General features: G+C 60.0%; 21 protein-coding genes and 2 other RNA genes. 11 read left to right on the top strand and 12 right to left on the bottom strand.

What is annotated here, in order from left to right; all coding sequences use genetic code 11:
- The first annotated feature begins 29 nt into the window (after positions 1-29).
- The 5 genes from moaA to AC3DE2_RS14320 all read left to right on the top strand — a co-directional run bounded on the left by moaA (position 30) and on the right by AC3DE2_RS14320 (position 3,269).
- Positions 30-1,022, top strand: coding sequence for a GTP 3',8-cyclase MoaA (moaA, locus tag AC3DE2_RS14340; RefSeq protein WP_295383296.1), 993 nt, complete (start codon positions 30-32; stop codon positions 1,020-1,022).
- A 63-nt stretch (positions 1,023-1,085) separates the two neighbouring features.
- Entirely contained in the window at positions 1,086-1,577 is a 492-nt protein-coding gene (moaC, locus tag AC3DE2_RS14335; protein WP_488426765.1) for a cyclic pyranopterin monophosphate synthase MoaC, read from the top strand.
- The gene (locus AC3DE2_RS14330) at positions 1,574-1,816 is read left to right on the top strand and encodes a MoaD/ThiS family protein (RefSeq protein WP_488426764.1); all 243 of its coding nucleotides are present in this window, start codon (positions 1,574-1,576) and stop codon (positions 1,814-1,816) included. Before moaC ends, AC3DE2_RS14330 begins: the two co-directional genes overlap by 4 nt.
- Before the next feature lie 3 nt (positions 1,817-1,819).
- Positions 1,820-2,248, top strand: coding sequence for a molybdenum cofactor biosynthesis protein MoaE (locus tag AC3DE2_RS14325; RefSeq protein WP_488426763.1), 429 nt, complete (start codon positions 1,820-1,822; stop codon positions 2,246-2,248).
- Between the two features lie 7 nt (positions 2,249-2,255).
- Entirely contained in the window at positions 2,256-3,269 is a 1,014-nt protein-coding gene (locus AC3DE2_RS14320; RefSeq protein WP_488426762.1) for a YncE family protein, read from the top strand.
- Positions 3,270-3,638: 369 nt separating this feature from the next.
- On the opposite strand, the gene ffs is transcribed toward AC3DE2_RS14320, so the two are convergent.
- Positions 3,639-3,735, bottom strand: an RNA gene (gene ffs / locus AC3DE2_RS14315) — signal recognition particle sRNA small type.
- Positions 3,736-3,788: 53 nt separating this feature from the next.
- A non-coding RNA gene (locus tag AC3DE2_RS14310) (RtT sRNA) lies at positions 3,789-3,909 on the bottom strand.
- Between the two features lie 336 nt (positions 3,910-4,245).
- Between AC3DE2_RS14310 and AC3DE2_RS14305 the strand changes: the two genes are divergently transcribed.
- Complete coding sequence (locus tag AC3DE2_RS14305) at positions 4,246-4,581, top strand: type II toxin-antitoxin system RelE/ParE family toxin (RefSeq protein WP_488426761.1); 336 nt, start codon at positions 4,246-4,248, stop codon at positions 4,579-4,581.
- Positions 4,565-4,927, top strand: a complete 363-nt coding sequence (locus tag AC3DE2_RS14300) for a helix-turn-helix domain-containing protein (RefSeq protein WP_488426759.1) — start codon at positions 4,565-4,567, stop codon at positions 4,925-4,927. Before AC3DE2_RS14305 ends, AC3DE2_RS14300 begins: the two co-directional genes overlap by 17 nt.
- A gap of 142 nt (positions 4,928-5,069) precedes the next feature.
- Here the strand turns inward: AC3DE2_RS14300 and AC3DE2_RS14295 are convergent, their stop codons facing one another.
- On the bottom strand, positions 5,070-5,531 hold the full coding sequence (locus AC3DE2_RS14295; protein ID WP_488426758.1) for a hypothetical protein: 462 nt from the start codon (positions 5,529-5,531) through the stop codon (positions 5,070-5,072).
- A 7-nt stretch (positions 5,532-5,538) separates the two neighbouring features.
- A complete protein-coding gene (locus tag AC3DE2_RS14290) occupies positions 5,539-6,513 on the bottom strand; it encodes a TIR domain-containing protein (protein WP_488426757.1) in 975 nt (324 codons plus the stop codon).
- A 144-nt stretch (positions 6,514-6,657) separates the two neighbouring features.
- Between AC3DE2_RS14290 and AC3DE2_RS14285 the strand changes: the two genes are divergently transcribed.
- Positions 6,658-7,053 (top strand): H-NS histone family protein, encoded by a 396-nt coding sequence (locus AC3DE2_RS14285; RefSeq protein WP_488426756.1) that lies wholly within the window; start codon positions 6,658-6,660, stop codon positions 7,051-7,053.
- A gap of 27 nt (positions 7,054-7,080) precedes the next feature.
- Here AC3DE2_RS14285 and AC3DE2_RS14280 read toward each other — a convergent pair whose 3' ends face one another.
- Positions 7,081-7,911 carry a hypothetical protein gene (locus AC3DE2_RS14280; RefSeq protein WP_488426755.1) on the bottom strand — a complete coding sequence of 277 codons (831 nt, stop codon included), beginning with the start codon at positions 7,909-7,911 and terminating at the stop codon, positions 7,081-7,083.
- 227 nt (positions 7,912-8,138) lie between these two features.
- On the opposite strand from AC3DE2_RS14280, the gene AC3DE2_RS14275 reads away from it, so the two are divergent.
- Both AC3DE2_RS14275 and AC3DE2_RS14270 read left to right on the top strand, forming a co-directional pair.
- A complete protein-coding gene (locus tag AC3DE2_RS14275; protein ID WP_488426754.1) occupies positions 8,139-8,780 on the top strand; it encodes a hypothetical protein in 642 nt (213 codons plus the stop codon).
- Positions 8,773-9,861 (top strand): MBL fold metallo-hydrolase, encoded by a 1,089-nt coding sequence (locus AC3DE2_RS14270; protein ID WP_488426753.1) that lies wholly within the window; start codon positions 8,773-8,775, stop codon positions 9,859-9,861. Before AC3DE2_RS14275 ends, AC3DE2_RS14270 begins: the two co-directional genes overlap by 8 nt.
- Positions 9,862-9,941: 80 nt before the next feature.
- Here AC3DE2_RS14270 and AC3DE2_RS14265 read toward each other — a convergent pair whose 3' ends face one another.
- Genes AC3DE2_RS14265 through AC3DE2_RS14255 form a run of 3 tightly spaced genes read right to left on the bottom strand, consistent with a single transcriptional unit; the run spans position 9,942 to position 11,530 of the window.
- A complete protein-coding gene (locus AC3DE2_RS14265; protein ID WP_488426752.1) occupies positions 9,942-10,418 on the bottom strand; it encodes a hypothetical protein in 477 nt (158 codons plus the stop codon).
- Between the two features lie 6 nt (positions 10,419-10,424).
- The gene (locus AC3DE2_RS14260; protein WP_488426751.1) at positions 10,425-10,748 is read right to left on the bottom strand and encodes a hypothetical protein; all 324 of its coding nucleotides are present in this window, start codon (positions 10,746-10,748) and stop codon (positions 10,425-10,427) included.
- A gap of 32 nt (positions 10,749-10,780) precedes the next feature.
- Entirely contained in the window at positions 10,781-11,530 is a 750-nt protein-coding gene (locus tag AC3DE2_RS14255) for a hypothetical protein (RefSeq protein WP_488426750.1), read from the bottom strand.
- Positions 11,531-11,642: 112 nt separating this feature from the next.
- Here AC3DE2_RS14255 and AC3DE2_RS14250 point away from each other — a divergent pair, with 112 nt between their 5' ends.
- Positions 11,643-11,984 (top strand): helix-turn-helix domain-containing protein, encoded by a 342-nt coding sequence (locus tag AC3DE2_RS14250; RefSeq protein WP_488426749.1) that lies wholly within the window; start codon positions 11,643-11,645, stop codon positions 11,982-11,984.
- Here the strand turns inward: AC3DE2_RS14250 and AC3DE2_RS14245 are convergent.
- The 4 genes from AC3DE2_RS14245 to AC3DE2_RS14230 form a co-directional block, all read right to left on the bottom strand.
- Positions 11,981-13,531, bottom strand: a complete 1,551-nt coding sequence (locus AC3DE2_RS14245) for a DUF4365 domain-containing protein (protein ID WP_488426748.1) — start codon at positions 13,529-13,531, stop codon at positions 11,981-11,983. The genes AC3DE2_RS14250 and AC3DE2_RS14245 overlap by 4 nt on opposite strands.
- A gap of 56 nt (positions 13,532-13,587) precedes the next feature.
- Positions 13,588-14,979: a site-specific integrase gene (locus AC3DE2_RS14240; RefSeq protein ID WP_488426747.1), complete on the bottom strand. Its 1,392-nt coding sequence runs from the start codon at positions 14,977-14,979 to the stop codon at positions 13,588-13,590.
- Positions 14,980-15,370: 391 nt separating this feature from the next.
- Positions 15,371-16,204 carry a hypothetical protein gene (locus tag AC3DE2_RS14235; RefSeq protein ID WP_488426746.1) on the bottom strand — a complete coding sequence of 278 codons (834 nt, stop codon included), beginning with the start codon at positions 16,202-16,204 and terminating at the stop codon, positions 15,371-15,373.
- 188 nt (positions 16,205-16,392) lie between these two features.
- Positions 16,393-18,999: an AAA family ATPase gene (locus AC3DE2_RS14230; RefSeq protein WP_488426745.1), complete on the bottom strand. Its 2,607-nt coding sequence runs from the start codon at positions 18,997-18,999 to the stop codon at positions 16,393-16,395.
- Between the last annotated feature and the right edge of the window lie 146 nt (positions 19,000-19,145).

Genomic DNA, 19,145 nt, shown 5'->3' with positions numbered 1-19,145 from the left:
ACGCCGTGCCCGGATTGACACCCTTGCCGATGGATCGTCTCGATCGCCCGCTGCACGATCTGCGCCTGTCGGTGATCGAGGCGTGCAACTTCCGCTGCGGTTACTGCATGCCCGCCGATCGCGTGCCGGACGATTACGGGCTGGACGCCGCGTCGCGGCTCTCCTTCGATCAGATCGAAACCCTGGTGCGGGCATTTGTGCGGCTGGGCGTGTCCAAGCTGCGCCTGACCGGCGGCGAACCGCTGCTGCGCAAGGGCCTGCCGGATCTGGTCGCGCGCCTGACCGCGCTGCCGGGCCTGGACGATGTGGCGCTGACCACCAATGGCGCGCTGCTGCGCGCGCAGGCGGCGGCGCTGAAACAGGCCGGCCTGCGCCGGCTGACCGTCAGCCTGGACGCGCTCGATGCCGGTGTGTTCGCCGCCATGTCCGGCGGCCGTGGCCGGGTGCAGGACGTGCTGGCGGGCATCGATGCCGCCGTCGCGGCCGGCTTCGAGCGACTCAAGATCAACTGCGTGGTCCAGCGCGGCCTCAATGAGCAGCAGGTGTTGCCGCTGCTGGATCACTTTCGCGGCAGCGGCCACGTGGTCCGCTTCATCGAATACATGGACGTGGGCACCCGCAACGGCTGGCGGCGCGACCAGATGGTGCCGTCGGCGGAACTGCGCGAACGCATCGGCGCGCGCTGGCCGCTGCACCCGGTGCGGGCCAACTACCGGGGCGAGGTCGCCGAACGTTACGCTTTCGACGACGGACAGGGTGAAATTGGCTTCGTCAGCTCGGTCAGTACGCCGTTCTGCGGCGACTGCCATCGTGCCCGGGTCTCGGCCGACGGGCATCTGTACACCTGCCTGTTCGCCAGCGAAGGAGCGGACCTGCGTCCGGCCCTGGCCCAGGGCGAACAGGCGCTGGCCGCGCACGCCGCCACGCTCTGGCGGCAGCGCGAGGATCGCTACAGCGAACAGCGCGACGACACAGGCGCCCGCCATGGGCGGCCGGTCGAGATGTACCTGATCGGTGGCTAGGCCCCGATGGGCGCGGCGCGCGCGGGACGCTACCATGAGCGGCCTGGAAACCCCGCCGGTGCCATGAAGAAACCGACTCCCGCGCTGACCCATCTCGACGCCGACGGACGCCCGGCGATGGTGGACGTGTCCGCCAAGCCGGTGAGCGCGCGCGAAGCCAGCGCGGAGTGCCGGGTGAAATTCCCGGCCGCGGTGGCCGCGCAGTTGCGCGCCAATGGCCTGCGCAGCGCCAAGGGCGGCATCGTCGATACCGCCGTCATCGCCGGCACGATGGCGGTCAAGCGCACCCACGAACTGATTCCCTTCTGCCATCCCTTGCCCATCGACGGTTGCCGCATCGCCATCGACTGGCACGACGAACGCAGCCTGGACATCCGCTGCACGGTGCGTACCACCCACCGCACCGGCGTGGAGATGGAGGCGTTGACCGGAGCGACCGTGGCCGCGCTGACCATCTATGACATGTGCAAGGCGCTGTCCCACGCCATCGTGCTGGGGCCGGCGCAGCTGATCGGCAAGCGCGGCGGCAAGCGCGACATGGGGGCGATCGCATGACCCGGCTGACCGTGCGTTATTTCGCCAGCCTGCGTGATGCCGCCGGGCTCGGCGAGGAGTCGCTGCAGACCACCGCGCCGGATCTGCGCGGACTCTATGCCGAACTGCAGGCACGGCATGGCTTCGCCTTGCCGGTCGCCCATCTGCGGGTGGCCGTCAATGGCGACTTCGCGCGCTGGGACGAGGCGCCGCGCGAGGACAGCGAAGTCGCCTTCATTCCACCGGTGAGCGGGGGCTGAGCGATGCCGCGTTTCGCCTTGAGCGAGGTTCCGTTCGATCCCGCGCCACTGCGCGCGGTGCTGCTGGACGAACGCGCGGGTGCGTTTGCCGCGTTCGAGGGCTGGGTGCGCAACCACAACGATGGCCGCGCCGTGGACGGTTTGCGTTATGAGGCCTATGTGGAACTGGCGGAGAAGGAAGGCGAGCGGATCCTGGCCGAGGCCTGCGAACGTTTCGCCATCCACGAAGCGCGCTGCGTGCACCGGATCGGCGATCTGGCCATCGGCGAGCTCGCGGTCTGGGTGGGGGCCAGCGCGGGCCACCGCGACGCCGCCTTCACCGCCTGCCGCTGGATCATCGATGAAGTGAAATCACGCGTTCCGATCTGGAAGCACGAACGCTACGTTGCCGGTGATGCCGGCTGGCTGCACCCGTCACCCCCGACGGATTGAGGAAAGGATGCTCAAGCGAAACACGGAACAGGGATGTCTGCTGTTGTGGCTGGCGCTGTGCGCGCCATTGTCCGGATGGTGCGCGGACCTGCTGGTCAGCAACCAGTCCGCCGACAGCGTCTGGCGGCTGTCCGCGCAGGACGGACGCAAGCGCGGGGAATACCGCACCGGCGACTCGCCACACGAGATCGCGGTCTCGCCCGACGGGAAGACGGCGGTGGTCAGCAACTACGGCAGCGAAGTGGCCGGCAGCAGCCTGTCGGTGCTGGATCTGCAGCGCGGACGCCCGACCCGCACCATCGATCTGGGCAGCCACGGCGCGCCCCACGGCCTGCACTTCCTGGACGCGGGAAATGTCGCCGTGACCACCGAAGGCAGCGCGAGCGTGCTGGTGGTGGACGTGGACGAGGGCAAGGTCGCGCGAACCATCGATATCGGTGACGGCATCGGACACATGCTCGCGCTCAACGCGGACCGGCGCATCGGCTATGTCAGCAAACTGGGCCGGGGCACGGTCAGCCGCATCGATCTGGTCACCGGCAGGATGTTGCTGGAACGACCGGCCGGGAAGGGCGCCGAAGGCATCGCGTTGCGCCCGGATGGACTGGAGCTGTGGGTCGCCAATCGCGACGAAGGCACCGTGACCGTCCATGACCCCAAGACCCTGGTGGTGCGGCGGCGGATGTCCAGCAGGGGCTTTCCGCTGCGCGTGGCGTTCACCCCGGATGGTCGCCACGCCTGCGTGGTGAATGCCCGCAGCGCCGAACTGCAGATTTTTGACGCGCGCACCAAGCTGGCGTTGAGCCGGGTGCCGCTGACGCGCGAAGGCATGGACATCCGCGACACCGCACTGGGCCGTGGCACGCTGCCGATCGGCATCAGCATCGATCCGGTGAAGCCCCGCGCCTACGTGGCGCTCAGTGGGGGCGATCGCGTGGCCGTGGTCGACACGCAGAAATGGCAGGTCGTGGACTACTGGGTCACCGGTCGCGAACCCGGCGCGGTGGTGCTGTTCCCGTAGTTCGGCGCCGCGCCGCGCCCCATGATGGTTCCTCGCCATGGGCAACGAGGCCGTCGCAACGGCGGGAAGCAGTGAATGGCCAAGGCCGCGCTTTTTTGCGCCCCCCAAAGGGTGATGACCCCGCCGGTTGACCTCGGCGCCGCGCCTCGCGGTAACTCCCCGCCAAAGGCAATGAGGCCGTCGCAACGGCGGCAAGCAATGAATGACCGGGAAGTGGCTTTTCCACATCCCCAAAGGGCGATGACCCCGCCGGTTGACCTCGGCGCCGCGCCTCGCGGTAACTCCCCGCCAAAGGCAATGAGGCCGTCGCAACGGCAGCAAGCAATGAATGACCGGGAAGTGGCTTTTCCACATCCCCAAAGGGCGATGACCCCGCCGGTTGACCTCGGCGCCCGCATCAGTCGATACCGTTGCTGCCTTCCGGCCCTGGCGGGGTTTTCAACCTAGCGTCGCGAGGGACCGACGGGGTCACCATAGACGAGGGCCGCGCTGCGCGCGGCCCGTGAACTGCTCGAAATCTGGCGGAGAGAGGGGGATTCACTCGGCGCTGCGCACCTCGCCCTGCGGGCGGCTTCGCCGTGCAAACCGCTACGCGGTTTGTCGAACCCGGGGGTTCTCACCCCCTCCCCATGTCCCGGCGAAACGTCACGGACATGGAGCCTTCACTACGTCATTCAATCTGGCGGAGAGAGGGGGATCGAGTCTACGCGACTCTAAGTCCCTGATTCTCTTAGCAGAACGCAAACCAGGATGTGTCCTGTTTTGTGTCCGGTCATTGTAGCTCGTTGCCTGCCACTGCGCCTAGACGTGATTTTGGCTGCTGACTGATGATTACGCTTGCGATGCGGCCAAAGCCCCAAGAGGAGGGTGTGGGTAGATCATGGTAAGTTCACCTTAGTGAAACCAAGCCCTTGACTTTGGTATAAGTATTTATACAATGGCAGCAAGAGCTCAGAAGACTCCCCGGAAAAGGGAAGTGGCGAAGGACATCGCGTGGATGGGGTCCTCCAAAGAGGATCTGATCGAGTTTCCAGAAGAGATTCGTAGGCTCGCCGGACAGCAACTTCGAAAGGTTCAATTTGGCGAAGATGCTGATGATGCTGATTCCATGTCACGAGTTGGCGCCGGATGTTACGAACTCCGCTTTCGTGACAAAGCGGGATGGTATCGGGTTATCTACGTGGCAAAGTTCGAGAAGGCCGTGTATGTGCTTCATTCGTTTTCAAAAAAAACCAACGCCACGCCTCAAACCGACATTGACCTAGCGATTGTTCGGTATGGCGAGGCGAAGAGACATGCAGGAGTTAAATGAAATGAAGAAAAATGCGGGCGACAATCATGGGGTGCGACACATCACCAAAGGCTCTGGGAATGTGTTCGCTGATCTCGGTTTCGATGACCAGGCTGCAACGCAACTCCTGAAGGAAACCGACGCTGCCATCCTGCAGAGGCAAGCTATCCGTGAGAGCCTCGCGGGGGCATTGGTGGGCTGGATAGACGAGGAAAACCTGAAGCAGGCCGATGCAGCGGCCATTCTGAAGATCTCGCGCCCTAGGGTGTCTGATATCTACAGAAAAAAGGTTGAAAAATTTAGCGTTGATACGCTGCTGGATTTGGTCGGAAGAGCAGGGAAGAAAGTGCGTTTAGAAGTTGCCTGAGGATGTCGTTTGGCCTGGTAGGCGTTCACTCTTTACTGCAAAGGCAAGCCTCGGGCTTTAGTTCGAGGCTTGTTTCGTTTCTAATCTAGCGCTAGTGATTGGGCGTATGCCGCGATAGGCGCTCGACGTAATGCCAGGTCGGCTAAGTGATCGATAGCGCGCACAACATGCGTTTCTCCGGCCCAACTCCTAGCACCACCTGCCATCGAGAGAATCCGGCGCTCTCGCTTGACGTTTCTGCCAACCCATCGTTGAGGATTATCGAATCTACGCCGCTGAAGGCCCGGAGACCTTTTGCTTTAGCAACCAGTTGGGTTCCGTGGCGTATGACGGTTCCGGGTCTCGCTTCTATGCGGCTTGGATCGAAGACACTGGTCTCATCCACTTCGATGCGAACGTTAGGAACAATCAGGCCATGCCAGTGGTTGTTGCCGGACGACTCGAACCACTTGAAACGCTGTCCTTCGCTCAGGAAGAAGGCCGCAGGGCCGCTCTGACATTGAGCGATCAAGATGGTCTCCTCATGCTCATGGCGTGGAAGAACCAAGGACAGCGGGGTTGCCTGACCGATGCTGCCGACCGTGAATTCGCTTGCTGAGAGCATGCCGCACCTACCAGCTGTGGCGTTGTTGAAGGGGATCTATGACCAAGCCCCACAAGAGTTCCGCCGCGCCCTCTTGGGTCAGCTTCTGATCTCGTTCGCGCCCGAACGATGACATGCCCATGCTGGTCAGAAAGAGCATCTGGTCGTCAGCGTCGACCGAAAGCGACTCGTTGGACGAGTTGCTGCTGGTGGTCTCGCCCTGGAGGTAATTGATCCCGCCGAGCATGCCACCTAGGTAGACCGTCGCCCGGGCAACGTCTTTGCCATCCTTGTAGATCGTGGCAAAGAAGCGGTTGGCATCCACGCGTCGGAAGGAGCCTTGGTAGCCGGGATTCCGGGCCTCGAGTTCCGCGAGCGAGTTCTCGAAGTAGCGGGCGATGTATTCGAACGTGTCAGCCTTGAACTGGTCCTTGTCCCGCTGAGTGAAGGTCTTGGACAACCGCAGGTTGCTCGAGCGAGGGCCAAGTCTCGACGGGGTGACATCACCTGCGGTGATCGATGCCTGTGGGCGAGGAGGTCCTATGGTGGCAGGGGCCTTGCTACCAGAAAGGCGTCCGGCGGCGTCCCGGACCGCTCTGGCGACATGCAGGAGGGCCTCATCCCGGTCCGACCATTGGGTGACAGGCTTTCCGTCCTTGGGCGTGCCGAGCAGCTTTCCGAAGGGCGCATGGTGCCAATCGCAGGCCCTCAGGATGACGGGAATCACGATGGCTTCGCCGGCGTCGTGACGCTCCATGGCCCGCTTCATCTCGATGTCGTAACAGTAATCCGACGCGATGAAGTCTGGGCTCACCAAAAGCAGAATGATGTCATCGGTGTTGATGTGGTCATCGATGACCTGCCCGAGCTCCTGACCGGCGCCGATACGGCGATCGTGCCAAGTCTCAATCACCCCCTGACGCTTGAGCATGGCCAGCTGCTTCTCCAACTGGTCGCGGAGGTCCTCGTCGGCATGGGAGTAGGAGAAGAAGACGGTTGGCAAGGTAAACCCCAAGTCGGCTGGGCCCTCCGGCCCGTTAGGGCTGATTCTAGCCAAGCCTTAGGTAGGCCGCTTCGCCGCCGGTTCAATTAAACTCGGGGGCTGTCGGCCATCAGGTCCGTCATCTGAAAGAGGTCAACGCAACGCATGAGTAAGCCAACCCTGGATTCCATCGCCACCGCCAAGGCTAAGCTGGAGGAAGAACTCCGGAAGCTCGAAGAACAAGAGAGCCAGCTCCGCCAGCAGCAGGCCGCCGATGCCTTCGCTGAAGTTGTGAGCCTGCTCGGCCAGTATGGTCAGCACTTCAGTGCTAAGCAGAAAGCGGAGCTCGTGACGGCCGTGGGTGCGAGTAGCCCAGCAAAGGCGAAGAAGGAGACGGGAACCAGAGAGGTGGCCCCGAAGTATTGGCTGCCGCACACGCAGGAGACCTGGAGCGGGCGGGGCCGCCCACCGCGGTCCTTCACCGCCTGGGAGGGAACCGCTGCCTACAAGGAGTGGAAGGCTCGGCACCCGGATGAGAAGTTCCCTAAGTTTCCGGGGTGATCACGCGGCATTCCTTGTAGAAAGTCTTCACCTGTGCGTAGGTGGTGGATTGGCCCTGTCAGCAGGTTTCGGATCTTGGAGTGGGGTTTCCTCTGCCGCCAATGCACATGCCCGGCGCACAAACTGGAGGCCGTCGACTGTAGTGCGGGCGACGATGACTAATTCATCGTTGAGGCGCAGCACGCGGTCCTCTTGCGTCGGGCTGCAAACCGAATTGGGTTGGGCATCGAACAGGTAGGCGCTGTAACTGGCGAGCGAACTCATCGTGGGAAAGAGTGGAGAAGATGACTTCAGAAGAGAGGCTGCTGCACCAATAATCACGAGACAGGAAAATACCCGAACCCCTCCCAAGAGAAGGTCCAGGTCGGCTGGTTTAGTCCAGGTCCAGAGCGATCGAAGAAGCGTCCAGAATATGGTGACCAGGACGACGATGATTCCGCCGACCGACACCGTGGCTGCGACAACTGGAACGAAAGAGATCGGCACAAGAAGTGTCACTGTGGTCGCAAAGTGAGCAGGATCTTGTCCCGTAGCGTCGTTCACCGCCATACGACTGACGCCCGTAGCTGCGGCTGCTGCCATCACGCCCAAGGCAGCAATGGCCAACTTGACGAGGGGGAGTTCAAGCTTCGGAAGGGTCCAGAGGTATGCCTCTCGCAAATAGGCTAAGGCGAACATCGTGAATCCGACGCGCCCGAGTATTCCAGCGGCGTCGCTTTCCGGATTCCACATGAAAAGAATGACGCCGGCTAATGCTATGGCGGTCGCCCAAAGGTAGAGCTTGTGAACGCCGCTCCTCTCTTTCCACCACGCGTGTCCTGCTGTTGCCTTGCTCGCGACCCAGCCCACTAGATCCATTCGGGTTCCCCTGTCCTGTTACCGCAGAACCATACATGGGCTCCGTCTCAATCTCAGATATTCCAACTGCAGCGGTGTCCCTGCTGGGACGACTTGAGGGGACGGATCAGGTCCTGGACACTCGCACGACTGCATGAAAACGCTTACATGATCACTTTTCTAGTGTGACTTGACGCAGCCTTCACAAAGCCGAACACTGAGGCATCCACAAGGAAGAGGGTGCCGCTATGGCAACGTCCCAAAAGGATGCGAATCGTTTCCCCTTAATGGTGATGCTCACCGTTAACGCCGCAGTATTTTGGGGGCTAGTGACCACCCAGCAGGTTGATCCAGCTGCTTGGATTGGGTCTTTTCAAGGCAACTTGAAAGGCAGCTTGCCGATCGCATTGGCGCTGGCTCTGACGGGCATTCTCAACTCCCAAATCTCCCCGCTCACTAAGGCGAGGATGGTCTTTCTGGATTGGCAGCACCCATTGCCAGGTTGTCGGGCATTCAGCGAATACCTTCGCGGCGACAATCGCATAGACGCGGCGCACTTGGAGCGGCGGTTCGGGCCATTTCCGGAAGAGCCCGACGAGCAAAACAGATGTTGGTATGGAATTTACCAAACGGTTCGTGATGCGCCGGCGGTCGCCGATGCCAGTAAAGGCTATTTGTTTGGCCGCGACTACGCCGTGTTGATGGTGCTAGCCATCATCATTTTTGGGGGGCTTTCCCTGGTTCTCATCAATGCGCCGTTGGTGTGCATTGGATACATCGCAGTTCTGATTCTGCAATACGTGCTGGCAGCAAATTCGGCGCGTAACCACGCGATTCGTCTTGTAAAAAACACGATGGCAATAGCATCCCAGGAGCGGAAGAATGGCTGACTTTTACGAGATAGACTTTCTCGACGTAGAGACAAAGAAGAGCGGCGATGCGATCGTTGTGCGTTACGAGTTGAATGGTCAGCGCACCGTCCACATCGTCGACACTGGCTACCAGGCCACCGGTCCCGGCCTTGTAAAGCATGTGACGACGTATTGCGAAACAGATGCAGTCGATCATTTGGTGATCACTCACTGCGACGGTGACCATACAGGTGGCGCCGTCCATGTGCTTGAGAATCTGAAGGTGCGTAACCTGTGGATGCTGCGGCCGTGGCTTTATGCCGAAGAGCTCCTCGACAGGTTTGAGGTTGGAACAGTCGATGGGCTGAAACGACGCCTTAGGCAGATCTACTGGCAGCTCGTCGACATTGAGAAGAAGGCAATCGAGTTGGGCGTGCCTATTCTGGATCCTTTTCAGGGTGCGGAAATTGGTGCATTCAAGGTATTGGCGCCCAGTCGTGCCAGGTATCTCGACTTGATCGTGGAGTCCGACAAGACGCCTGAAACGGTCGAGGAGGCTGCTGCGACTGTGGCGGACAGGGCGTTCTGGATAGTCCGCGAAGCCCTGAAAAAGGCGGTCAATCTCGTTGCGGCCGCCTGGAAGGATGAGGTGTTTTCCCCGCAGGACACAAGCGCTGAGAACGAGATGAGCGTGGTGCAGTGGGCATTTATGAACCAGCACAAGATCCTGCTTACAGGAGATGCTGGACGTGGTGCCTTGCGAGAGGCTATCGATTTCGCTCCCCATGCAGGGCTGGCGCTGCCTGGTTTCACCAGGGCGCAGGTCCCGCATCACGGATCAAGGCGCAATCTAACTACCGAGCTTCTGGATGAGCTGTTCGGTCCGCGCCTAGACGAGAAGGTTGAGGAAGGCAAGGAAACATGGACTGCATACTGCAGTTCCGCAAAGCTCGATGAGGCCCATCCACGTAACGCCGTGAGGCGCGCTTACATTCATCGTGGCGCTCGGTTCATCGCAACGGAAAGCCGCACCATTCATTGTTGGGGTGGTTCTGCGCCCAAGCGAGAGGGCTGGGTAAGTGTAGACGGGGATCCTTACCCTGATTCTATCGAGGAGTAGTGGGTCCGGGCTTGGAGACTAGCGTCAGAGTTGGTGTCGGCGATTGAATGAGAGGTAGCAAGTCGCATGCTGTGTCGGTTCTAACGGGGAACGGCGGTCGAACGAATTAGGCTGTAAGCAACGCCTCCGAGTAACGGCACCACCACATGCGCCGGCACCAAGGCCAACACCGCCAGGCTGAAGACCGCTCCGGTTTGCTCTGGATACGGAAGCGCTGGCGCAAATCCCATGCCGAGAAAGGCCATCACGTGGGCGGCCAGCACCACGGCCCAGGTGACGAAGAATCCCTTCCAGAACCCGCCACGCTTCAAGCCTTGCTGTGCGAAGTGGGAGTAGGGCTGTCGCTCGATCCATTCACGCCGCCGGTAGGCACGGTGGCTGATCCAATACAGGAAGCCGAGGACCAAGAGCAGCCCCATCGCGCCCGCAATGGCGAGCCAGCCGAGGGAATATCCCTGCTGGATCGCCTCGAAGCCCCCACCAACGAAGACCAGGCTGGCCCCGCCGAGCAAGACCGTCGCGCAGCCAACGTGCGCGTATGAGCGTGTGGTTGTCATAGGTGCTCAGGGCTTGTGGGCGGTCCATTCGCCAGATGCCTTCGAGAAGCGCACAGGCTCAATGAAAAGACGGGTCTGCGGCGTGCCAGCGATATTGAGGACGATCGCACCGCCCAGATCGCACACGACATCATCGGTCGCCTCGGCTTTTCGGCAGTTACGAACTTCGAAGTCCTGGAATTCTTGAACTTGGACAGCAGAACCCATCGCCTGCTTAAAGGTCGCCTTGATGGCTTTCTGGGCGTCGGCATCCGAAGGCTGATTGCTGCTGCAGGCGGTCAACGCCAACGCGGCAGAGAGGGCGAGGACAGTGTTGCGAAGGATGGTCATAGTCTCTTCCTGGTTGAGTTGGAGGGGCATGGTTATTTGTCGCGGTTGCCGGCCGGATCGAACCCGCCGATCCACATCCGGGCGTCCCGGAAGGGCGTGAGGATTCCCGAGGGGCCGGGGTAGAGGTCTTCGGCCCGCAGGTAGCCGGATACCCAGGCGACGCTCAGCGCGACCTTCCGTGCCTGCTCGGCCACCCCATCTCGGGACGTAACGACGTTAAACGGCTCGCGGGGCGGGTTAGGGCCGGTGGTGCGCTGGTCCCCCGTGTTGGGCTTCCCAGGGCGCACCCGCAGACCGACCATGAGATCGCTGGTGGCTTTCGTGCGGGCGTTGACGTTGAGCTCTGCTTCCTCGCCGAGGTCGTCCCGGATGGTCAGAGGGGCGTCCGCACAGGCCTGGAACGTCTCCACGCTGGATGCTTTGGGGCTGGTCCAGATGATAGCCTCGACCGTCCAGCAGGGCAGGGACGCGCCCCATTCTTTATAAGTCAGCGCGAGCCGGGGCCAGTCCAGGCGGCCCATTTGGGCGGCCTGATGGTCCTCGTTCTTGTAGAGCCCATTGATACGGCCGGCCCCACTGATAGGGGTATAGAGCGGGCCCGCCTGGGTGCTGGAGCCGGAGCGGGGCTTGGCCCCGACCATGCGCTCGCCTGCGTCTTTCAGGCTGTCGCCGAGTTGCCGGAAGAAGCTGGGCTTCTTCTCGGGTTGGTCCTGAGCGAGGGTGGGAAAGCTGGCCAGTGCCAGCGTCAGGAGCGCCAGGGCTCCGAGTCCTGCGTGCTTCATTGGTGTGGCCCCTGTAGACCGACGAGCCGTCGGCATTTACGATAATCGCAGATGTGCAAGCGGGGTCCAACCGGCACACTTAGGGGAATTCAGCTGCCGTGCAATTTTCGACATGCCCCAGCCCAAAACGCCGGCAACGGTCTATGGCAAGCGCCTTCGAAGTGCGCGGCTTGCCAAGGGCTGGACGCAGGCCGACTTGGCCAAGCGCATTGGCATGGTGGACACCGTGTCCGGGGCAACGCGCGTGAGCCGCTACGAGACCGGAACACATGATCCGGATCCGGCTACCGCGGAGGCGCTAGCGAAAGCCCTCGGTCTGCCCCTGGCTTATTTCCACGCCACGTCAGACGTGTTGGCTGAGATCATCCTTGTGGTCTCTCAGCTCCCGGCGTCAAAGCAGAAGGCGGCACTGGAGCACCTTCGCCAGATCGCGGATAAAGCGACCAAGCGCTAGGAAGGACGGTTACGCACAATGCGGCTGCTCGCGTCAGTGTGTTTTTCATGCATCACCCACGCCTGAGCATCCTCGCCCTTAGAGATCAGGACCTTGTTGGTGCCAGGGATCTCCTCCATCACGTAGCCGCTCATGTCGATCTCAACTGGGATCTCGCCCACAGAGCGTCCTGCCACCTCGAACAACCATTGCGTGCGGCAATACAAGGCGCCAGGGGACTTCACCAGGTCACGGGCTTCGCGACTGATGGGGTCGACTTCCATGGGGCCGAGACTGACAGAGCGTCGCGCGCCGCGAAGAAGCTCGTAAGCAAAGTCGATGTCCTGAAAATCCTCTACAGAGAAGACGTCGGCATCCCTCAACGTAAAATCCGACTTGAGTGCCCGCGCGACCATATGGAGCCGGCTCAAGCTCCTAATGCGCTGGAACACCGGCAACAGGTTTGAAAGTGTGTCTACCGAAGTCTTCAGCTCTTCTCTGGCGCCGCCGAAATCCAATGAAAGCACCATGGCATCCTCGGCGGCGACATGTTCCGCCCAGTTGGCAAGCGGGGCCAGATCGTAGAAGTGGTGCAAGGGCTTTCCATAAATCGCCTTTGCCCTAATCGCCAAGTTGAGGTCTGCCTTGAATCGATCGCCTTCTTGAGTAATGCGCAGCGTTACATCTATCGGCGATGAATGGAGCTCATTCGAGATCCCAATACCCTTTGCGCCTCTGAAGAGATCAGCGGGAACTTTGAGTTCCTGCGACAGGACCGAATACTCCCGTCCTGAGCAAATGAACACGTGGCCCGGTTGAGATTCCAGGCGCTTCATTGTTAGCTTCCCCTGCGACAGATCGAGCGGCTTGAGATGCTCGGGAAACCCCACAGGGGGCTCTATATTGAAGCTATCAACGTCGAATGAGCGGGGCAGGCCATAGTCAAACGCATCCCGAAGCCGCGCGATGTTCTCCGGCGTCCGCACAGGGCGAAACGAGAGGCGGGCTTCTGCGGCTTGATTCCTGGTCGCAGCTGACGCAGGTTGCTTGCGGGCGGGCCGACCAGGGCCCATGGGAGTAAAGGGGCGCTCGCTTTGGTCGATGGAGAGACGATCCTTTGTCAGAAGCAGAGGCTCGCAGACCGCTTTCAGATACTTCTCGAAGGTTGCTCTTTCAGCCAGTGTCTGAGATGGGTCGAAGTTGACCCGTCCCTTTCCTTTGCCCTTTAGCGCCTCCTGATTGTTCGCTGCCCATGCTTGAGCATGAATCCAGTAGATCGTCGAATCAGCGGCCACCCGGAGGATGAATACTGGGAGCACGTCGGTGGCATATTGGCGCAGCCTGCTTCTAAAGACGGGTGCGCTTGGGCTCTTCTCGGCAAAGGAGGCGGTTCCTTTGACCTGAACCAGAAAGCGAACGCCCTGATAGGTGTTGTAGTCAGGGGTTACGCAGAGATCGTAGCCGATGTCGATATGGTCTTGTCCAACGTTCCAACCCCAGGAGGTGAAAACGTCGTCCACAGCTAGCTCCGCAAGACGTCCTATCTTCTGCGACTTTGGAAGGTTCATCCAAGTGCCTCAAGGGGATATCAAATTATCAATCGGCATCCCCCTGGCGGGCAATCTCAAGGGTAGAACTTGCTCGGATCGCGCAACTGTTCCTGGAACTGCCCCCGGTGATACTGAGGCAATTCTACGGGTGGGCGGTAGGCCGCCAAGACTTTGATCTGTCTCGTCCGTGCCAATGCAGGCTTCTTGTGGAAGTAGGCCTCATGCAGAACGGGCACCCTTCTGCTGAGCGAATGACCAGTGACCAGCGCGATGTCTTCGTCGGACACGCCCTGATGGTGCAACTCAGTGGCAATGGTGTGGCGGAAAGCGTGGAAGCCAACACCCTTCGGAAACCCGAGTGTCTTCATGTAAGCGCTGAACTGGTTCAGCGCGGCTTGGCTGTATCGGGCGTTGGTTTCGCCAGTCTTCTTGTTGATGCCGGCCGAGAGGTGGGGGAAGAGGCGCGGGTGGCCGCACTGGCGTATGTCTGCCAAGAAATCTAGAAAGCCGGCGTCCAGAAGGGGTTGCGGGACAGGAAGGGTCCGGATGGCAGCCTTTCCCTTCACGCTTTGCCGGCTCCGTCCCCGGTTCCTGTGGGCCAAGTCCGGATCAACCGTCTTCTGGATGCGGATGCACCAGACGCCACTTTCCTGGATAACGTCCGTCAGCTTCAGTTGCGCGGCCTCGTTGATTCGGACGCCGGTATAGAGTCCAATCATTGGCAGCCACCAACGGTGTGGATATTTCATCGCCCATGGGATGTAAGTTTCGGGTGCGAAGATGCGTTGGAGGTCGGCTTCGTCGAACAAGCGCTCCGGCTTGTTGGGATCAGTCACCAGGTCCTTCTTGACCTCATCAAATGCATCCATGGGCGATGCCGGGATGGCTTTTGTCTTGGTCAGTCTCTTGAAGAAGGTGGATAAGAAACGCCGGTGCTTCTCGAACGTGCCAGGGGCGGGCGGCTCCACGCGCAGTTCTTTCCCGCGAGCCACGGCTTGCTCGAAAGTGAAATTGCGATACAGCTTATCGGACAGCAGAAGGGGCGGAGACCACCGCATCAGGTCCCAAAGGCGGTAGATGTGTGCGTGGTCGATGCGGGAGACGGGGATGTCGCCGCAGGCCATCTGGAGAAGTGCCAGCGTGCGCGCCGTGGCGTCCACCGTGTCTCGTGCTAAGCCGCGGTTATCGCGGTCCCGCAGGTAGTCGGCAATCTCAACGGAGAGCAGACGTGCGGGGGTGCCGACGGGCAAGGGTTCGGGATAGCGCGTGCCGTTCTTGGTCACTCGCGAGCGGCGGGCTCTCTCGTGGGCAGCGTTGAGGATCTCTTGGGCGTGGATAGCAGCTTCTCGGCCCGTGATGACCAGTTCCTCCACACGAAAGCTTCCGATGCGGACGTTGAGCATCCGCAGCGTGTCGCCTGGCTGGGTGAGGTAGTGCTCGAGGGCCTTCGAGGTCGGGTGTGTCATCGCTGCTGCTTCCATTGTTCCAATGGAAGTAGTCATAAAACGCCAGCCGAATTCGTCAATGAAAAACCGTGCCTTTGTGGATGGCCTTAGGCGTTGCCAATCCGCCGAAACTTATGCGATTGATGGGTCGAAATATTCCGAGCTTTAGTCAGGGTTAGTTCTATTGCGATTCAACAAGTTAAGTCGGCAGTCACAAACTGATGCGCGGAGTCATTTCTGTACTGTTTAATGAAGAATGCTAACGACGTAGCGATTGATCTGTTAGCTTAATTCTGTACACCAGGTAAACTGATTGAAGAAATTGGAGGGTGACGCTTAGCGCGCTAGCGCGCATGCGCCAGAAGTGGGGCATGTAGGTGGAGTCGCCCAAACTCTAAAAGGCATTGCGGTGCTACTGGGCACTCGGCTCGTCTTCCCTAGCTGGTGGGCCAGATAGCACTCTCACTTTGGCGCCGATGGCGGCGCAAACCGACGATCTACAGTTTGGACAGATCGTAGGTTTGAGCAGCTTCTCTGGAGAAAAGGGGACAACAGCGTCGCATTCGCATCGGAGGTCGATGGTTTGGATCTTCTCCACCCTGCGCTCGGGATCACCTTTGTAAGCCCGGTAGCTTGCGTTGCACTTCGTGTTGGAACAGACGATGGCCTTGTCGCCTGCTTGCTCGGCAGGTCCGAGGATCAGTATTTGCCCGCATTCGCACCTACCAGTAGCGATGTCTTTGGCCGCTGCGATCAGTGTGGAGCTCGCGACCGCTTCTAGCTCGTCAATAAGTAGCTGAAGTTTTTCAACCGTTGGCGTCGCAGTGGTCTGGTCCTTGCGCAAGTGAAGAAAGCTGCCAAGTGCGTTGTAATAGTTGCGGAACTTCCTCCACGGAATGCGCTTTGCGTCTCCGATGGTTAGGAAGTCTTTGTCGCAGAGAAGCTCTCTCAAGTCGTCAGATTTGAGATCGAAATCGCCTGGTAAGGGTCTGATCGAGATGGAGAAGCTGGCGGTTTGATCTGAATTCGGGTCAAACGTTGCCAGCATCTTGATGATCTGGTCCGGCCGCCACTCGCGAGTTAGCTCGGCCGACACATCTTCGCCATACGCATCTAAGTTCCGATATGCGACGGATTCAAAGCAGAAGCGGAGTTCGAGTGTCGCGTAGAGCAATGACGTCTCATCGCCTTTGGCTATCAATTCCTTAGCGTTAAGGAGGTGATCACCGATTTTGTAGAGAGCCATGAGGATTGCTTGCCTGCTTTTGGGTTGAGCTAGAAGGCCAAGCTCGACGTTTCGGTGCAGCCACGATCACCGCATTGCCTGACTTGGCGTCCGCGACTACATTCATTCTCGGAGATAAGCTTGGCGTCTGACAGGGCGTCAGGGGTAAGCAAACCCCAAGTATCCGGGAACGGTGAATCGGAGCGAGGCTACGTTTTTGATTTGGCTGCGGCCTCTGCACGTTGGCTGAAGTCTTTGGTCCAGGCCAGCATGGCTTTCACGTCCGCCAGTAAATCATCCGGCTCTGGGAGCCAAGTTGGAGTATCCGTGGGTTGCGAGTGTTCAAATGCTGAGTATTTGGTCATCATCCCGTCTATCAATGCGCAGTCTTCTGGAGTGATGGCGTTCAGTCTCCCAAGCTTATTGAGCGTTTTGATCTCGCGCCTGTAGCGGTTGACGATACCAGAGCAGAGCTCGTCCTCCACGGAGCGTTCAACAAGGATTCGGAAGTTGCTACAGGCCGCCTTCAGCGCTATTTCTTTCAGAGATGTATCCAGCTTTTTGAGCTCGCCAATGCTGTTGACCATTTGGCCGAATCCGGATTGGGGCTTCAGTGAGAAGGTGTTTATCTGCGCCGGCACACCAGTTCGGCTCCCATCGCGCGCAATCGATTCGACCATGACTTTGATTGGCGAGAGACCGATTTTGGAGCGCAGTTCGGCTGCATTCTGAAGGAGGACCATCAGTGAAAGCCGATGCGTAAACACGATCACTTGGCGATGCTCGGCCAAGTCCACCAAGCGTCTGGCGACGGCCTCTTCGTAACGTTGATCCAGCGATGAGATAGGGTCGTCGAAGATCACTGGCATTCCTTGCTTAAGACCCGTAGCGTCTGCCAGGAACGCAGCCAAGGCTACAATGCGTTGCTCGCCTTCGCTCAAGATCTCACGGTTCTTTGCCCGACCGGCAGCATCCTTCAACTCGACGTAAAAGGTGAACGCGCCCTTGCCTTCTGTTTGATGGGACATTCGCACGGGTAGCACATGGCCACCAAGCGATTGGAGCTCTGCATTAAAACGGTCGCAGTAGCCCTTTGCCAGCTCCAATTGACCAATCTCATTGCTTTTGGATGTCAGCGGTCCGGTCAGTGTGGATTTGATAGCAGCGTCCACCGTGGCGACGCGCTTGAGGCGAACGACTTCTGCCCAAACGGCGTCACGCTGGCCAGCCAGCCATTGGTGGGCCTTAAGCTCACCCAAGCGGGATTCCTTCTCGGCACGACCCTTTGGATCCAGCAGGAGTGCCAAGGCATCGCGCTCTGCGGTGGTTGTCTTGACCTTCTGATCGTAGGCGCGGGTCCACAGCGACCAATCGACATTCGGAGCTGAGGTCGCCTCCGCCATGGCTTTCAGCCGTGCATGGATCGCTTCGAGCAGTTGCGTGGCTTGTTCGGCTTCCAGACCAATGGCGGCGCACTGGGCTTGCCAGGCGACATCAGTGGGAGCGTTAGGCACTCCCTTTATCCTTGCCGCTAGCGCATCCTCGGCGGACTTTGCTTCCCTCTGTAGTGTGTCGTTGAGATAGTGCTCAAAGCTGGCCAGCCGGGATTTTCCGTCGTCTCCCAATGGTTGCTGGCAAAGGACACAATTTGCCTCGTCACCGACATGGGGAAATAAGTGACCCGGGTAGGCGTGGGCGATTGAGTAGGCCTTGGCCGCCTCCCAAAGCGTTCGCCAGACGGCGTCTCCCACGCCCTTGAGTGGCAACCCATTGAGGAAGGTCGTTGCATAAGCAGTGGCGGCTTGGCGTTTGACCTCAGCACCGACGCGCGCCTCTATAAGCGCTCGGGCCTGGTCATCGCTCATGCTGTCCTTCAAGGCAGAGAAGCTCGTGGCCATCTGCGACAATCGCTCCAGCTCACCGACTGCTTTGGCATGGGCGATTTCAGGGTTGGCCTGCGCCAGTGCCGTTTCCAACGCCAGTCGCTCTTCGTCCAGAGCAGCGGGGAAGGCGCAGGCGTCGTCGACTGCCTCTTCGGTCAGCTTCGCGCTGAGCCTTTTGAGGATTGCCAGTGCATTGCTCTGAGCATGTTCCTCGGGCACGAGGGGAAGGCGGCTGGTCAGCCGGGCCGCGCGGGCTTTCAAGCGAGCGGCAATGTCATCGGAGATAGTGATGAGCATGCCCACAAACCGCATGGCGCGTGGAAGATGAGTGGCAGTGGTGGCGGTGTCCCCGAACTCCAGCGCCGTGGCTGAATCGAAGACAGGGATCGATTTCAACTTTGAGTGGGGGCCGTGGGCTTCATCCCACGCAAGATCGGCAGATGCCGTTGTGCCGTCGGTCTGTGTCGCGGTGACCCTGATCAGGGCTGAAGCGGCAGCGGGGCCCTGCTTGAACACGTTGCCGTGGATAGATCCTTTGGCCCGAGCCCCGCAGACGTGCTTCATCAGGCGAGCGTAGCCCGATTTGCCAGCCCCATTAGGCCCGTAGACCACCGTCATCTGGCCCCGGCTAAGATCCAGGACTGCGTCTTCACCGATGGCGTTGACGCCTCGGATCGAGGAGATCGAGTCGATGCGAAGCTCAGCGGCCGTTGGCATTCCCAATATAGTTCCTGGTGCCAAGGGTGGGTGCGGGGACTCCAGCGTTTTGGCTGCTTCTGCCAAGCAATGGGAAGCCACTGCCTCCATCTCTTCTTCCGTCGGCATACGGCGGTGCTGAATGACAACAGCAGCTGCCATTCGCAACCAACTTGGACGACCGTTAAGCCAGTCCTCAAGCGTCGCGGGCACGGCTGCCCCATCCTTCTTTGCCATCGATCACGTCCCTTCTGCTTTGCGGTAAGCCAGAAAGGCTCCGCCCCCGTTCACAAATAGTGGGCCTTGCCGCCGCACGGGGCAAGAGGTTTGATCATTGGAAGGGAATTAACTGCACGCGGACAAAACCTCCAGCGTTCCCCAAG

The sequence above is a fragment of the Pseudoxanthomonas sp. 68-E7 genome (assembly GCF_057773145.1).
Note: the sequence above shows the minus strand (reverse complement) of the source record. Positions and strands in the feature narration are given on the sequence as shown.